General features: G+C 33.3%; 15 protein-coding genes. 9 read left to right on the top strand and 6 right to left on the bottom strand.

All coding sequences use genetic code 11. The annotated features are described in order from the left end of the window. Window positions 1-233 precede the first annotated feature (233 nt). From KA814_RS00275 to KA814_RS00265, 3 genes are read left to right on the top strand one after another with little or no spacing between them, the layout of a single operon-like run. Window positions 234-443 carry a helix-turn-helix transcriptional regulator gene (locus KA814_RS00275; RefSeq protein WP_046206612.1) on the top strand — a complete coding sequence of 70 codons (210 nt, stop codon included), beginning with the start codon at window positions 234-236 and terminating at the stop codon, window positions 441-443. Beyond that, complete coding sequence (locus KA814_RS00270) at window positions 427-930, top strand: hypothetical protein (protein WP_046206611.1); 504 nt, start codon at window positions 427-429, stop codon at window positions 928-930. The genes KA814_RS00275 and KA814_RS00270 overlap by 17 nt, the downstream gene beginning before the upstream one ends. Before the next feature lie 13 nt (window positions 931-943). Beyond that, a complete protein-coding gene (locus KA814_RS00265; RefSeq protein WP_064209156.1) occupies window positions 944-1,453 on the top strand; it encodes a DUF3278 domain-containing protein in 510 nt (169 codons plus the stop codon). Between the two features lie 287 nt (window positions 1,454-1,740). On the opposite strand, the gene KA814_RS00260 is transcribed toward KA814_RS00265, so the two are convergent. From KA814_RS00260 to KA814_RS00245, 4 genes are all read right to left on the bottom strand, one after another. After that, window positions 1,741-2,154: a VOC family protein gene (locus KA814_RS00260; RefSeq protein WP_064209155.1), complete on the bottom strand. Its 414-nt coding sequence runs from the start codon at window positions 2,152-2,154 to the stop codon at window positions 1,741-1,743. A gap of 122 nt (window positions 2,155-2,276) precedes the next feature. After that, window positions 2,277-3,092, bottom strand: coding sequence for a pyruvate, water dikinase regulatory protein (locus KA814_RS00255; RefSeq protein WP_064209154.1), 816 nt, complete (start codon window positions 3,090-3,092; stop codon window positions 2,277-2,279). Continuing rightward, window positions 3,082-5,718 (bottom strand): pyruvate, phosphate dikinase, encoded by a 2,637-nt coding sequence (gene ppdK, locus KA814_RS00250; protein ID WP_064209153.1) that lies wholly within the window; start codon window positions 5,716-5,718, stop codon window positions 3,082-3,084. Before ppdK ends, KA814_RS00255 begins: the two co-directional genes overlap by 11 nt. 397 nt (window positions 5,719-6,115) lie before the next feature. Beyond that, window positions 6,116-7,195, bottom strand: a complete 1,080-nt coding sequence (locus tag KA814_RS00245; protein WP_064209152.1) for a CdaR family transcriptional regulator — start codon at window positions 7,193-7,195, stop codon at window positions 6,116-6,118. A 139-nt stretch (window positions 7,196-7,334) separates the two neighbouring features. Between KA814_RS00245 and KA814_RS00240 the strand changes: the two genes are divergently transcribed. The 6 genes from KA814_RS00240 to larC are packed head-to-tail and all read left to right on the top strand — an operon-like array spanning window position 7,335 to window position 13,745. Continuing rightward, entirely contained in the window at window positions 7,335-8,465 is a 1,131-nt protein-coding gene (locus KA814_RS00240; RefSeq protein ID WP_064209151.1) for a glycerate kinase, read from the top strand. A gap of 21 nt (window positions 8,466-8,486) precedes the next feature. Beyond that, window positions 8,487-9,650: a 2-keto-3-deoxygluconate permease gene (locus tag KA814_RS00235; RefSeq protein ID WP_064209150.1), complete on the top strand. Its 1,164-nt coding sequence runs from the start codon at window positions 8,487-8,489 to the stop codon at window positions 9,648-9,650. Beyond that, a complete protein-coding gene (gene larA, locus KA814_RS00230; protein WP_046206604.1) occupies window positions 9,647-10,909 on the top strand; it encodes a nickel-dependent lactate racemase in 1,263 nt (420 codons plus the stop codon). The genes KA814_RS00235 and larA overlap by 4 nt, the downstream gene beginning before the upstream one ends. Window positions 10,910-10,951: 42 nt before the next feature. After that, window positions 10,952-11,761, top strand: coding sequence for an ATP-dependent sacrificial sulfur transferase LarE (gene larE, locus KA814_RS00225; RefSeq protein ID WP_046206963.1), 810 nt, complete (start codon window positions 10,952-10,954; stop codon window positions 11,759-11,761). Between the two features lie 32 nt (window positions 11,762-11,793). Continuing rightward, window positions 11,794-12,552 (top strand): nickel pincer cofactor biosynthesis protein LarB, encoded by a 759-nt coding sequence (larB, locus tag KA814_RS00220; protein WP_210122636.1) that lies wholly within the window; start codon window positions 11,794-11,796, stop codon window positions 12,550-12,552. A gap of 17 nt (window positions 12,553-12,569) precedes the next feature. Next, complete coding sequence (gene larC, locus KA814_RS00215) at window positions 12,570-13,745, top strand: nickel pincer cofactor biosynthesis protein LarC (RefSeq protein ID WP_210122635.1); 1,176 nt, start codon at window positions 12,570-12,572, stop codon at window positions 13,743-13,745. Between the two features lie 103 nt (window positions 13,746-13,848). Here larC and KA814_RS00210 read toward each other — a convergent pair whose 3' ends face one another. Both KA814_RS00210 and KA814_RS00205 read right to left on the bottom strand, forming a co-directional pair. Further along, window positions 13,849-15,069 (bottom strand): putative glycoside hydrolase, encoded by a 1,221-nt coding sequence (locus KA814_RS00210; protein WP_064209149.1) that lies wholly within the window; start codon window positions 15,067-15,069, stop codon window positions 13,849-13,851. A 225-nt stretch (window positions 15,070-15,294) separates the two neighbouring features. Next, entirely contained in the window at window positions 15,295-16,284 is a 990-nt protein-coding gene (locus KA814_RS00205; RefSeq protein ID WP_064209148.1) for a Gfo/Idh/MocA family protein, read from the bottom strand. Between the last annotated feature and the right edge of the window lie 66 nt (window positions 16,285-16,350).

Raw genomic sequence — 16,350 nt, 5'->3', positions numbered from 1 at the left:
CGGTGTGATGTTGTTGCCAAGGTATGACACATTCAACGCTGAACTATCACATACAATCCCAAACGGGGTAGAAATCAAATGTTATCAAATGATTTCTACCCCGCTTGTTTTTAGAAACATTTTATATATCGCGCTTTATTTAATATATAAAGATTTATTATTTTTTATATTATCTTGACGAAAAAAGTTATGTCATATATATTTGACACATCAGAAAGAAGTGATGATTTAAATTGAATAAAGTTAAATACTTTCGCAGTCAACAACAAATATCTCAACTTGCGCTTGCACGTTCCGTAGGCGTTTCACGACAAACGATTAATATGATTGAAAATGATAAATACAATCCATCATTAAATTTATGTATCAATATTGCACAATCATTAAATGTTACATTAAACGATTTATTTTGGGAGGATCATAACGATGAAGAAAAGAGATAAATGGTTATATCAAAACTTCGCCGGTTTAATTGATACACCTGATGAATATCAACGACATGAAATTGATAAAACATTAGCAAAAATTTCAATTATTGCTTTATATACGTTACTTGCCCTTGTTTATTTATCTATTTTCCTTGATATAGAGCGAGAATTTTTATCACCATTTACCGTTGGTGGTGCCCTGTTAATTATTATTCTATTCTGTAGAATGAGCATGAATCGTCTCGGTGCAGATGCTATTGAAATTGAAGTACATCAGCGACATACATATTATAAACTACTAAAAGAAACACGAAATAAAAGGATTATTTTCTTGGTTATAGCCCTAATTTATATGTTAGGGACTGCAACAATCACCGCACCACTACTTGCAGGAAATCCAATGAATTTTAGTTATTTATTAAATATAAGTACCTATATACCCTTTATATTCATTGTCATCTTTACAGTTAACAAAGATTCGCGCATAAAATTAATAGAATAGGAGGCCAATCATCTTGAATAATGAAAAAACACTTCGCTTAATTCCAAACTATAGATTTACTGATGAATATGAACGGCAAGTATTATTAAATCTCTATGCCAAACTATATGTCTGGATATTTTGGGGAACATTGATGATTTCCGCACTAGATTGTTTTATCTCTATGTATTTTCAACAAATACCATTTGTTAGTATCATTGCATTGATTGGATTGATGGTGGCTTCAATCATACTCACATGCGCACTTCACAATAAAAAAGTAGACCTATTTGATGTCGATTCTAAAGATGAATACCAAAAATATATCAAAAAAGCACGTAACGGCAGTATCCTATTTGCATTTATTATGTTTATAATTTTCAACATCAATAATTACCTTATTCCCTTTGTGACACACCAAGAACTTCCTAAAATCACAGCTTTAAGTTCTCAAATCCCAACGACTGCAACCATTGCCATGATTACAGGATTGATCATATATATGATAGCCAAATCCAAAATCATTCGTACTTATAAAAAATGAAGGCCTAATTTTATGTTGAAAGCAGCGTGAAAAACGCTGCTTTCAATTTTTAGTTATTTTAATAGATAAAGTACGACGTGCCATTTAAAATAAAAAATGCAAATCCATTCGAAAGTACAGCCCTCAAGTTATCGCAGTAAATAGCAATGCAACTTGAGGTGCTATCTTCAAAAATGAAAATGCATTTATTTTAATTATATACTGTTATACCTTAATAAACATCTTTTTATGTTTGAACAGATTAAGATACATGTGCGTGAATATTTCTATTCCAATTGCAGTTTAAGTTATTGTGGATATGTGTAACTTAAATCCCAACCGATATCATATTTATCAATCAACTTGGCATATTTCGCTCCCCAAAACATAGTATCTAGCTCCATTTGAACATTGCCTTCATCTTTCAATTGTTCATAAGCTTCTTCGACTGCCGCTTCACTATCAAATTCTAAAACAATATATACATTTCTATCTTGTAGCATTGTATCATCATCTTTGGGTATATCTGACAGCATGAATAAGTTACCATCAACTTCTAATTGGGCATGAATGATACGATTAGGATCATCTGCAACACTTTCATTCGCTTCACCGTATGTCATTGTATCTTTAATCTCTCCGTTCAACACCTTACTATAAAATGCCAAAGCGTCTTTACATTGACCGTTAAAAAACAAATACGGTACTGTCGATTTCAACATAGTATCCCCTCTTTTTAAATATCGTTTTCTATTATCAAACATACCCTTTTAACATAAATTTAGACAATTCAAGTTTGATATCTAGATTTGAAACACACATACGTAATTACAATTTTTCATCTTTATAAAAACTTTTCAATATAAAATGCTGATTCTTCAATCGATTTGAATTCCGTATTAATAACTGTAGCATTTAATTTAGCAAATATTTCTTCGGCATACATTAGTTCTTCTTTAATTCTATCGACACTATTATAATCTGTAGGTCCATGTAAACCTAATACTTTCACGCGTTCAGTACGAATATTTAAGATATAGGTAGGACTCGCAGTCAAACCAAATACCTTTAAATTTTTATTTCTAAAAACCTCATCTGGAATATCCACTTCTGGAACTAAAGGGATATTAGCGATTTTATAACCTTTGTTTGCTAAATACATACTTAAAGGCGTCTTTGACGTTCGTGAAACACCTAAAATCAAAGCATCAGCTTCTCCTATATCCGTAAAATGTTTACCGTCATCATATTTTACAGAATATTCCATTGCCTCAATTCTTTTAAAATAGTTGTCATCTAACTTGCGCAAAGCACCACTTTCTAAGATGGGTGAACAATTCGTATGTTCTTGAATAATACTAATTAAATCAGACATATAATCAACATATGGAATTTGTTGCGCTTGAGCATATGCCTGACCTTTTATGTTAAATTCTGGATTAACTAAAGTCGTTATAACGACTGCACCACGCGCCTTAGCCAAAGAAAGCACATTGAGTAATTCATCTTGATTTTTGATAAAAGGAAATTTTTTAATTTCTATACGCGTGACATCTGGAAATTGTGTTAAGGTCGCATGAATCATTCGCTGTGCTGTCTCACCTATAGAATCAGATACAACGAATAGCGTTAACTGTGGTCTATCATTATCATTTAACACGTAATCTACCGCCTTCGACTTCACTTTGAGCCGTTGATAATAAGGCTCCTGGCACTCTAAATGGAGAACATGATACATAATCCAAATCTAGTTGATTAAAGTATTGAATTGATTTGTGGTCACCGCCTAATTCTCCACATACGCCAATTTTTATCGTTGGATTTGTGGCTTTTGCTTGCTCTGTCGCTTGCTTAATTAATTGTCCAACGCCATCTATATCAAGTGTTTGGAATGGGTCTATTGTTAATATGCCTTGCTCTGAATAAGCGCTAATAAATTTACCAGCATCATCACGTGAGAAACCAAACGTTAATTGTGTTAAATCATTTGTGCCAAAACTAAAGAAATCACATTCTCGTGCTAAATCTCCAGCGATTAGACATGCTCTTGGTGTTTCAATCATCGTTCCAATCATATAGTGAACACTTACTCCCATTTCAGCTTGTAAGGCTTCAATGCATTCAACAACTTGTGTCTTTAAAGTTGTGAATTCTGAAACAGTTGATACGAGCGGAATCATAATCTCAGGTTGACAATCAATGCCCTGTTTTTTAAGTTTCAATGCACTTTCCATAATAGCTTCTGCTTGCATAATATAAAGTTCAGGGTAAGTAATCGCCAAGCGACACCCACGATGCCCTAACATTGGATTAACTTCATTTAAATTTTCCATATAATGGTCTAACTCTGCAACAGACACGTTGAGTTGGCTTGCCACACTATTTTTTTCCTCTGTTGAGTTAGGTAAAAATTCATGTAAAGGTGGATCTAATAAACGGATAATCGTCGGACGTTCTCCAGATAACTTTAATATCGTTTCAAAATCTTCTTTTTGATATTGTTTAATTTTATTTAAAGCATTCACTCTTTTATCTTGTGTATCAGATAAAATGAAACGTCTCATTTCAATCAAACGTTCAGGGCCAAAAAACATATGCTCAGTACGAACTAAACCAATACCTTTCGCACCAAATTGGTAGCCAGCTTGAATATCTTGTGATGTTTCTGCATTCATGCGAACATCTAATCTTGCAATTTCTTCTGACCATTGCATAAATTGTTCAAAAGCCTTACTTCTCTCAGCTTTAATCGTTTCAACTTCTCCTAAATAAATATCACCTTTAGCGCCATCAACTGAGATAATGTCCCCTTCGTTTAATGTTCCGTTAGGATATGTTACTTTTTTATCCTTAACATTAATTTCAACGTCTGAACATCCTGTCACACAACATTTACCCATTCCTCTAGCTACAACTGCAGCATGGGAAGTCATACCACCATGTGTGGTAACTATCGCTTCACTTGCAACCATACCTTCAATATCTTCAGGTGAGGTTTCAGGTCTCATCAATATTACTTTATATCCCTGTTCAGCTTTGAATTTTGCAGTTTCAGCAGAAAACACGATTTCACCACTCGCTGCACCCGGACTAGCAGGAAGTCCCATTTTCGAAACAGCTGTAGCTCTCTCAAGTGCTTTATCATCAAAATTAGGATGTAATAATTGCTCAATTGATTTTACTTCTACATTCATAACTGCTTCATTTTTAGAAATAATACCTTCTTCGACTAAATCTACTGCAATATGAATGGCTGCATTCGCAGTTCGTTTACCACTGCGCGTTTGTAAGACATATAGTTGTTCATTTTCAATAGTAAATTCAATATCTTGCATATCTTTATAGTGTTTTTCTAATTGTTGAGAAACTTCTAAAAACTGTTGATGAACATGAGGCATTTGTGCTTTTAATGTGCTGATATCTTTTGGCGTTCTAATACCAGCGACAACATCTTCTCCTTGAGCATTCAACAAATATTCACCAAACAATTTTGCTTCACCAGTTACTGGATTACGCGTAAATGCAACACCTGTCCCACTTTGTGCACCACTATTACCAAAAACCATCTCCTGAATATTAACTGCAGTGCCAATATCGTGTGGTATTTCATTTAATTGACGATATACACGTGCGCGATCATTGTCCCATGATTTAAAAACTGCTTCAATTGCTTCTGTTAATTGTACAATTGGCTCCTGTGGGAATGGTTTATAAACTTCTTCCAAATAAACACTTTTAAAATGATCACATATTTCTTCTAAACCTTCAGCTGGAATATCTGCATCATTTTGGTAATTGTGTTGTGCTTTATATTGATTAAAATATGTATCGAATGAAGTCATCGGTATGCCGTATACGACTTCGCCAAACATTTGTAATAATCTACGGTAACAGTCATATGCAAAACGTGCATCATCTGTTTTTTCTGCTAATGTTTTAACATTAAAATCATTCAACCCCAAGTTTAAAATGGTATCCATCATGCCTGGCATGGAAATTTTTGCGCCACTTCTTACAGAAACTAATAATAAGGATTCTTTAGAAGAAAATGATTTTTGAGTGCGTTGTGAAAATGCTTCTAATTGTTCATATAATTGTCCAACTAATTCATCTGAAAGGTGAGCGCCTTGCTTTAAATACTCAATACACGCCTTTGTAGTAAGCGTAAAACCGTCCGGCACAGGTAACCCTAACCGTTTCATTTCAGCTAAATTAGCTCCCTTACCTCCTAATAAATCTTTCATGGCTTTATTGCCTTCATCAAATGCATAAATATATTTTGTCATACTGATTCACCTCAAATTTTTAATATGTCATACTAATTATTATAGAGTATGTCATATTACTTTATAAAAAACAACCAAAATTTTAACGGTTGCTCTTTATCATTCACTTTCGTAACCTACTGAGCTAAAAAAAAGCATATAAAAAGCCTTAAGCAACACGAGTTCATCGTATTGCTTAAGACTTTTTATTTTTTATCGTATGACATAATTAAAATATTAAAATGATTATCCGTTTAGACTGCTATTATTTTTAAAATTTGTATGTCGTTGCATGCTAGCAGCTCATCTATTACATGTATGATTGATCTTTGATTGCTTCAAAGTGTTTTTTTATGTGTCTAACCTTTTTATTATTCTTACTAAACTTTCTAATGAAGTGATTTTATTGCTTTCGTCGCTAACACCATATTGCAATCTGTAATTTAACAGCATCAGAGTATTTTTTTGGGTTTAATCCTGTTTCTTTTTCACATTTTTCTAACCTATACAATAAAGTATTTCTATGGATATACAATTTTTTAGCAGTTTGCGTTATATTTAAATCATTTTCAAAGAAACTTTTTAGTGTATCGATACTCTGTTGACCCACATCACTTAATATTCTTTTTTTAAATCGTTCTCTTATGTTCTTATCAATTTGATATAAAAGTGTTTTTTCTTCTATATCTTCAAATGAGGTTACAACCTTTCCATTTTCAGCCAACATAAACACTAACTCACACTCTTCATATGCATTTTTAAAATCTTTTAATCTTTTAAACATAAGACTTGAAGCCATTTGAACGTTAAGCTCTAAGTTTTGAAATATTTGATATATATGATTGATTTTATTATCTAAAGCTTGTACTGACTGAGCAGTAGCAAGAATAACAATACGGTTATAATTCGTAAATGCAATTGTAAATGAACGGGCGTCTATCCTACTCGTTAATGAACGTACAATGCTATTTCTAGAAAAAATCTGCTTTTCAATATCGATAATAATACATTTTCTATAGGTTAATAAATCGATATTGAGTTGTTTCATTAAATATTGAATAAAGGATTTTGATGATTCACTTTTTAACAACTCCTCTATAAATAATTCTTGACTCCGTATTTGCCCTTCCAATTCATATGTAAAATAATTCTGATAAAGTAACAATTCTGTAGACATTTTAACTAAATCTGCTACATGCGTAATTTGACTAGGATTACCTGTAATACCTATAACACCTACTATATTATCTTGAAAAATAATAGGTAAGTTAATACCTGCCTGCGTACCTTTAAGATGTAAACTGTCTTTCTGGTTAATTACCACGGTTTTTTCTTGTTTCAACACTTCTATAGCACCTTCGTGTAGCGTACCGATACGTCTTTTATCGAAAGACGCAATAATTACTCCATTAAAATTCATAATATTAATGTTAGTTTTGGTTCTTTTAGCTGTTTCATTAACGATTAACGTTGCCATTTCTTCAGTCAATATATCCATTTATCTCACCACTTGTTATTTATATACAAATTTAAAATATTATTTTTGTATAGTTTAACCCTTTTTCCAAAATAGTAAAATCGTTAAACTTAGAACAATACATTTTAGAAAGCGCTTTCTTAAAAAGGAGAAATTCACAATGGAAATCATATTAGCACCTGATTCATTTAAAGGAAGTATGAAGGCAAGCGAAGTAACCAAGTATATGAAAGATTCTATATTAGAAGTTTTCCCTGAATCTACCATTCATGATTTACCCATCGGTGATGGTGGCGAAGGAACAATGGAAGCATTAATAAATGCAACAAATGGTTCGTTTACTACAGTCAGTGTAACCGGACCACTTGGTGACAAAGTAACAGCTCAATACGGTATTTTAGATAATCATACTTGTGTCATTGAAATGGCAGAAGCTTCAGGATTAAAGCATTTAGATCAAGACGAATTAAACCCTTTATATACGACAACGTATGGTACAGGCGAACTAATTTTACATGCTTTAAATCACGGATATCAAAATTTCATCCTGGCGATTGGTGGTTCAGCTACAAATGACGCTGGCGCAGGTATGTTGCAAGCTTTAGGAGCAGATTTAAAGAATAACCAAAATCATTCAATACATTTTGGAGGTGGAGAACTACAAAATTTAGCTCAAATTGACTTATCGAATTTTGATCCTCGAATCGCTTATTGTAATTTTATTATAGCGACTGATGTTCAAAATCCATTAGTAGGACCTAATGGCGCATCATTTATTTTTGGGAAACAAAAAGGTGCATCTGCACAAAATATGCATCAACTCGATGATAACCTCACTCATTGGGCTGATCTAGTTGAACACACTACAGGCATAAGGCTACACGATTTACCTGGTGCTGGCGCAGCAGGTGGTTTAGGAGGTGCTTTCAAAGCATTTTTCCCAAGTTACTTTAAAGAAGGTATCCAGGTAGTTATGGAATATATACAATTTGAGAAATACTTAAAGCAAGCAGACTTAATCCTTACTGGAGAAGGTAAAATCGATCAGCAATCTTTTTATGGTAAAGCACCAATTGGCATTGCAAAATGTGCTGAAAAGTATAATGTACCAGTTATTTTTATAGGAGGATCAGTAGAAGTAGATGAAAAAGACTTAAAAGACAGTGGTATACTCAGCGCATTTAGTTTAAGTAATGGACCTATGTCATTAGAAGAAACATTTTCAAAGTCGGAAAAATTGATAAAACAAACAACCAAGAATATTGTAAAAACATTTTTCCATAACCAATAACATATTAAGGGGATGTTAGTTATGAGAATTAAAGATACAATAGAAAAAATTCCTGGAGGATTGATGGTAGTCCCGTTGCTTTTAGGCGCTACAATAAACACCGTTGACCAATTACATTTAACTCCTATAATGAACCTACTTAAGTCACTGGGCGCACCTAAAACTGAACAAGGATATTACGAAATGCTTCAAATTGGGGGTTTTTCACAAGAACTATTCAAAGATAGTGCTCTTGTCTTAATTGCACTTTTTATATTTTGTGTAGGAAGTCAAATGAATTTAAAAATTGGCGGTAAGGCCTTAAAAAAAGGTATGCTATTAACAACAACGAAATATTTTTCTGGGTTAGCAGTAGGACTCCTATTAGGCTCATTATTTGACCCTTGGAGTGGACTATTCGGTTTGTCTACAATAGCTGTCATCGCAGCAATGACAAATAGTAATAGTGGCATGTATGCTGCTTTAACAAGTACTTATGGGAATCGTTCAGATGTTGGTGGCCTGTCCATACTTGCTATTAATGACGGACCATTGTTAACTTTGATTTCATTGGGATTTATTGGTACAAGCTTTCCAATCATTTCATTTATTTCTGTGCTTTTACCTTTAAGTATAGGCATGATATTAGGCAATCTTGACCCTAAAATATCAGAGTTTTTACGTCCAGGTGAAACCATACTCATCCCCTTTTTCGCCTTTTCTTTAGGTGCTGGTATGAATTTAGCTGAATTCTTTAATTTTTCCGTATTATCAGGAGGCTTAACGTTAGCAGTATTAACCTTTATTTGTACCGCATTTACTGGTATCATTGCCTTTAAAATATTTAAAGAAAAGAGTGTAATTGCACCAATTTCTGAATCATCTACAGCAGGTAACGCAGTATCTACACCTGCTGCAGTAGTTGCTGCTGCTTCTACGGCGCTCGCAAATGGTAATCTGAGTCAAAGTGAGTATGCTATGATTGAGAAAGTAGCACCTATCGCCACAGCACAAATTTCAATTCCGGCTATTACTACAGCAATATTATGTCCAATAGCAGTCATATTGATTGATAGGTATCAAAAAAGTAAAGGAATATATGGAACAAAGGAATATGTTACTCAATCGACTCAAACACATTCTAATGCGGAAATAAAATCACATTTTTATGAAAGCGCTTCATATAAGGAGGAAGATCGACCTTGAATACAGAAATATTATATGGAAAGTCAAACCTTAATATAGAATTACCTGAAAACTGCGTCTTAATAGAGCCAACACCTATACCTGCACTCGAAAATGATAAACAAGCCATACGTGATGCATTAAAGAATCCTATAAATTCGGATCCGCTGGAAGATTTAGTAAAATCCAATCAGACTGTTTCAATCGTTATTAGTGATATCACGCGCCCTACACCCAATCATATACTTGTACCTCTTATTATAGAATGCCTTGCACATGTACCTTTAGAAAATATTGTTATCATTAATGGTACTGGTACACATCGAGATCAAACTAAAGATGAATTGATACAAATGTTAGGTGAAGATATCGTAAACAATATTAGAATTGTACATAATCATTGTAATGATAAGCAAACTTTAAAAAAAGTTGGCCATAGTAAATACGGCTGTGATGTTTATTTAAACAAAGATTATGTAGATTCTGATTTCAAAATTGTAACTGGCTTTATAGAACCACATTTCTTTGCTGGATTTTCAGGAGGACCAAAAGGAATCATGCCTGGTATTGCAGGTATAGAAACGATTATGACATTTCACAATGCCAAAATGATCGGTGATATTCGTTCTACTTGGGGGAATATGACAGACAATCCAGTACAAGATATGACTCGAGAAATTAATGCCATGTGCAAACCTGACTTTATGCTCAATGTAACATTGAACAAAGAAAAAGAAATTACAGAAGTCTTTGCTGGAGAACTGTATAAAGCACATGATTTGGGATGTGCTTATGCTAAAAAACACGCTATGTTCAAATGTGACCATCGCTTTGACGTCGTTATCGCATCTAATTCTGGTTATCCACTTGACCAAAATTTATATCAAACAGTTAAAGGAATGAGTGCTGCTCATAAAGTGGTTAAAGAAGGCGGCAGTATTATCATGTTATCTGAATGCAGCGATGGTTTTCCAAATCATGGTAATTATGCAGAAATACTGAAAATGGCAGACACCCCAGAAGCACTTGTCAAAATGATTAATGATCCAAACTTCGCCATGCTAGATCAGTGGCAAGTTCAAAAACAAGCTGTGATTCAAACTTTTGCCAATGTGTATTTATATTCCAAATTAACTGATCAACAAGCAAAAGATGCTATGTTACATCCTGTTTCAAATATTGAAGCAACATTAAAAACTTTAGAACGACAATATGGGAAAGACATGACTATTGGCGTTATGCCACTCGGCCCACTTACCATACCGTATGTAGAATCATAATTTTCAATACGTCCAAAAATATTTAAGGAGGAAATTTAAATGATGACTAAATTACAGAATAAAGAATTTAAACTTGAAATGCTTTTAAAAGAAATGGAGACAGTAGTTATTGCTTTTTCAGGCGGTGTCGATAGTAGCTTAGTTCTGAAAAAAGCAATTGATGTATTAGGTACCAATAATGTAAAAGCAGTGATAGTTAAATCAGAATTATTTAGAAACGAAGAATTTAATCAGGCTATAGAACTTGGAAACACGTTAAATGCAGATATCGTAGAGACGGAAATAGCAGAATTAAAAGACCCACACATCATAAAAAACACACCCGACAGTTGGTATTACAGCAAATGTTTATTATACGCAAAACTAGAAGCATTAAGAAAAACATTTGGATTCAATTATGTGTTAGACGGCATGATTATGGACGATATTTCAGATTTCCGACCAGGTCTTAAAGCGAGATCTGAATACGGGGTGAGAAGCGTTTTACAAGAAGTTGAACTTTATAAAGATGAAGTACGAGAACTAAGCAAATCAAATGGCTTACCGGTTTGGGATAAGCCTGCACTTTGTAGCTTAGCTTCTCGTATCCCTTATGGTGAACCACTTAGTTTCAACAAAGTTAATAAAGTTAATGAAGCTGAAAAATTCATTTTAGATTTAGATATTAATAACGTGAGAGTACGTTATCACGACAACATAGCACGTATCGAAGTTGATGAAACAGATATTGTTACGATAATTCAACATAAAGACCAAATTTCACTACGACTTAAAGAGCTTGGCTTTGACTATGTCACAATTGATTTAGAAGGCTATCGCACTGGTAGTATGAATGAGGTCATACAATCTTAATTTTAACGCTATAGTATAAAGGTGGTTTAACTATGACAGATAAATATGATTCCATCGAATCATTATTGCAAGCAGTAAAATCAGATCAATTATCAATATCTGAGGCTAAATCAGAATTAAGTCAATATGATGAATTAGGTTTTGCAAAAATCGACCTACATCGTAGAAAGCGACAAGGATTTCCAGAAGTAATATTTGGCGAAGGTAAAACTGAGCAACAACTAGTGAAAATCATTCACTCATTAATATTACACGAAGAAACAATTTTAATTACTCGTGTTAATAATGAAAAAGCCCATTTTATTTGTGAAACATATCCTCAATTGGTACATCATGCAACAGCACAAATCGTTTGTACATCTTTAGAGCATATTACCAAGACACAACGTCAAGCTGCTATTATTTGTGCAGGTACGTCTGACCTTCCTGTAGCGGAAGAAGCTGCTATAACAGCAGAAGTAATGGGAATCTCAGTAAAAAGATTTTACGATGTTGGAGTTTCTGGTATCCACCGTCTTTTCACTCATATTGATGATATTCGCAATTGCAATGTATCTGTAGTAATAGCTGGCATGGAAGGCGCGTTAGCAAGTGTAGTTGCTGGCTTGGTTGACCATCCTGTCTATGCGGTACCAACAAGTATTGGTTATGGTGCAAATCTAGATGGTATCACTACATTATTATCAATGATCAATTCATGTGCACCTGGTTCTAGTGTACTTAATATTGATAATGGCTTTGGCGGTGGTTATAACGCTGCTATGATTGTCAATATGTTGGAACAACATTAAGGGATGGAGTGAATGATATGACGAATACAATATATTTAGATTGCCATGCGGGTATTGCAGGTGACATGTTGCTATCTTCTCTAGTAGACTTAGGTGCAAATATAGCTTACATTGAATCTCATTTACAAAAGTTGCCACTTAATGATTTTAAATTGCACTTTTCTAATCAAACCAAGCAAGGTATTCAAGCCAAACAACTAGATATTGATTTTAGTGAAACAACACACCATAGAACAGCTTCTGATATTACAAAAATGATACAGGATAGTGATTTACCCGCAAGAGTTAAAGTACGAAGCCAAAAAGTCTTTGATACGATTGCTCACGCAGAAGCTAAAATTCATGGGATGTCCGTTGAAGAAGTACATTTTCATGAAGTAGGCGCTATGGATTCCATTATCGATATTATCGGCGGTTGCCTTGCTTTAGAAAATTTGAAAATTGATGAGTTACACGCTTCCCCAATTCCAACAGGTGGAGGTAAAATAAATATCGCTCATGGATTATATCCTGTGCCTGCACCAGCAACGGCAGAAATTTTAAAAGGTATACCGCTTGCTTCTTTTGATATTAATAGCGAATTAACGACGCCAACCGGAGCAGCTTTTATTAAAGCATTAGCATCTAAAATTGGTCCTTTACCTTCTGTCACAATAGAAGAAATTGGTTATGGAAGTGGCACCAAAGACTTTGATTTTCCAAACATTTTAAGAGCAATTCAATTTAAAACTAAAGACAATACACCAACACAAGTCCAAGTAATAGAAAGTCAGATAGATGACATGTCTGCTGAGATGTTAAGTTACTTTCTTGAACAAGTTTTAGAAGACAGTGCATTAGATGCATACTTCACACCTATCACCATGAAAAAAAGCAGACCAGCCACTCAAATCACAGTCATTTGTAAATTAGAAAATGCACAATTTTTCGAAGACTATGTTTTAAAAAATACATCTACATTAGGAATTAGAAGTTACACGGTTAATCGTAAAGTACTCCATAGACAATTCGAAACAATTCATACAAATTATGGAGCGATTTTAGTAAAAACAGCCATGTTAAATGGAAAAATAATTAAAGCAAAACCAGAATTTGAAGATGTGAGAAACGCTGCAATTCAAGCAAATAAACCATTCTTACATGTATACAATCATATTAATCAAGAGATTCAAAAACATATACAATTTGACTGAATTTCTTAAACTTTATGCCACATAAGTCCTAATAGAATAAGCCTATAACTGAAATTTATAGAATTTCAGTTATAGGCTTACTTCATCTTAGTAGTTAATATGTTTAATTACTTTTAGCGTTTTCTGGCTTTTGAGCATCTGGATTGGTGTATTTTGATGGATTGTAATCGGCGCCTTTCGTATAGTCAGCAGAAGCATCCCATAATAAAAATTCATGAATATTATGATCTTTTAACGCTTGTACTTGTGCAGTTACTTCCGCTTTGTCATAGGATTTATACTGCCCTTCTCCTAAATAAGAGGCTGTAAAATCTTGAAGCCATGGACGAGATTTAACCTTTTTAGGGTCGATACCTTGCAGTGCTTCTTTTTCTTTATCAAGATAACGATCCACTGTTTTATATGGTTCTGTATCTGGCGCTTCTAATCCAAAATCTCCTGGGCTCCAATGAGAAGGATAAATCATCGATGAAATGACATCTACATTTTTGGCGATTTTAGGGAAGCTTTGCCCAATACCTGGTGTTTCTTTAACCGTAGCTGCGTAACCAAAAACATCCGCAGATGTTTGAACATCATATGATTTTAAATCTTTACGTGCAGTTTTCAAAAAATTAGTAATCGTATCTACACGTTGCTCAACATGGTTTAAATCACTATTTTTATACTTTCCATTTGAATATTGTAGTGATTTATCTTTGTTTTCAAATCCTTCAGGAAATCGAACATAGTCAAATTGAACTTCTTTAAATCCTGCTTTAGCCGCTTCTTTTGCAACTGCAATATTATATTTCCACACTTTATCATTAAAAGGATTTAAAAAACTATCCCCACCTTCACTTTCCCAAACATTACCATCAGACGTTTTAAATGACCAATCAGGTTTTTCTTCAGACAATCTAGAATCTTTAAATGTAACAATACGTGCAATTGGATAAATATTGTTTTTTTCCATTGCTTTTATGATTTTTTTTACGTCAACACGATTCACTGTATTGCTACTAATCAATTTATTGTCACTTTTAAAGTCCATCGTTATATTTCCTTCATCATCTTTAACGTCAATTACCATGGCATTTAATTCTGTTTCATTTATAAATTGTATAAGTTCTTCAAAATTTTCCCCTTTTGCTGAATCCGGTGTTACATAGATACCTTTCACACCATCTTTTGGATAATCAATATCACTATATGTATGCTTTTTTGATTTGTTTGAACTTTCTTTACCTTCATTTGTTTCTTTCTCATTGTTAGAACCACTGTTACAAGCTGACATCATTAATACAGTCACAATTACTATCACTATAAATCTCCATACCTTCATTGAATTATCTCCCTCTCCCTTAATCAATTCAAAGACAAAAACATTTAAATCAAAAATAAGTATTACACTACACATATTATATCATTTTAATATTTTAAACAACGTAAATTCCGAACTTTTATTTATAAAAAAAGACAGAAATAGTTATCAATTACAGGATTGACGACTTATTTCTGTCTTTTAAGCTATTATTTTTAATTTTATCAATTCAGTTGTGCTCAACTTTTACTTAATTGAAGGCCCAATACTTAAATTGGCACTCGCTAATGCTTGCTCTAACACATCTAGTACATGAATACTATGCTCTAATTGTCTTGTTGCAAATATAATGTTTTGTTCCCGAATTACTTTTTCAATTTTCACAAATTCTTCGTACATTCGATGCTTGTGTGCGTTCACCTGATAATACTGTGTACCACCAGTGTGATATTTTAATTCGAATGCATTCAACTCATTTGTAGGACCTTTAAGATTGATTGTTGCTTTATCTCCTTGAATATAAGATTGATTATCAGAACTAGAATCTTTAGCCCCAATACAAACTACTTTCATCTCTTCATATTCTAATTGTAAGATACCAGAAGTATCGATATTTTTTTCAATATTTGCAAAGTATGTCACTTTATTAGGTTTACCAAATAAGCCTACTGCTAAATGAACATTGTAAACATTAATATCCATTAATGCACCGCCACCCTTACTCGGATCAAATGCGGGTTGAATAATGTCATTTTTAAAATCATCAAATCTTGAGGAATACTGTGAATAGTTGAACTGAGCAATTTTCCAATTTCCAATTTCTGGTATACTTTGCTTAAGTACATCATAATTACTTAAATACAAATTGGTAATCGCTTCAATAATAATCACCTTTTGTTGCTCTGCTAAATCTTTAAGTATGATAAGCTCCTCTGTGGTTAATGTAAAAGGTTTTTCACAAATCACATGCTTATTTTTTGCTATAGCTTTACGTGCGTAATCAAAATGAAGATGATTGGGAACAGCCAAATAAACAGTGTCTATCTTTTCATCTTCTATAAACGCTTGAAAATCTTCAAAGACTTGCTTAATATCAAATTGCTTTTGCAATTGAGCTACATTCTCAGGATTACGTCCAGTAGTCACTATGCTTTGTATATGAATTTCTGGTATCTCTGACATCACTGGCAATGCTTCTTTTACAATTTTTCCGGCTCCAACTATACCTATATTCATAAATTTCCCCTTTTTTATCATAAAAATTTATTGTCTATAATGAAATATCTACAATTTTTGAATCAT

Origin of the sequence: Staphylococcus sp. GDY8P196P (genome assembly GCF_017891705.1) — a bacterium.
In the GTDB taxonomy this organism is placed as follows: domain Bacteria; phylum Bacillota; class Bacilli; order Staphylococcales; family Staphylococcaceae; genus Staphylococcus; species Staphylococcus ureilyticus.
The sequence above is the reverse complement of the archived record's forward strand: the minus strand, read 5'-3'. Positions and strand labels throughout refer to the sequence as shown.

Coding starts and splice junctions, on each gene's coding strand:
- larB (WP_210122636.1), top strand. CDS start 11,794: ATGACAGATAAATATGATTCCATCGAATCATTATTGCAAGCAGTAAAA.
- KA814_RS00245 (WP_064209152.1), bottom strand. CDS start 7,195: ATGGATATATTGACTGAAGAAATGGCAACGTTAATCGTTAATGAAACA.
- ppdK (WP_064209153.1), bottom strand. CDS start 5,718: ATGACAAAATATATTTATGCATTTGATGAAGGCAATAAAGCCATGAAA.
- larE (WP_046206963.1), top strand. CDS start 10,952: ATGACTAAATTACAGAATAAAGAATTTAAACTTGAAATGCTTTTAAAA.
- KA814_RS00235 (WP_064209150.1), top strand. CDS start 8,487: ATGAGAATTAAAGATACAATAGAAAAAATTCCTGGAGGATTGATGGTA.
- KA814_RS00260 (WP_064209155.1), bottom strand. CDS start 2,154: ATGTTGAAATCGACAGTACCGTATTTGTTTTTTAACGGTCAATGTAAA.
- larC (WP_210122635.1), top strand. CDS start 12,570: ATGACGAATACAATATATTTAGATTGCCATGCGGGTATTGCAGGTGAC.
- KA814_RS00210 (WP_064209149.1), bottom strand. CDS start 15,069: ATGAAGGTATGGAGATTTATAGTGATAGTAATTGTGACTGTATTAATG.
- KA814_RS00240 (WP_064209151.1), top strand. CDS start 7,335: ATGGAAATCATATTAGCACCTGATTCATTTAAAGGAAGTATGAAGGCA.
- KA814_RS00205 (WP_064209148.1), bottom strand. CDS start 16,284: ATGAATATAGGTATAGTTGGAGCCGGAAAAATTGTAAAAGAAGCATTG.
- KA814_RS00270 (WP_046206611.1), top strand. CDS start 427: ATGAAGAAAAGAGATAAATGGTTATATCAAAACTTCGCCGGTTTAATT.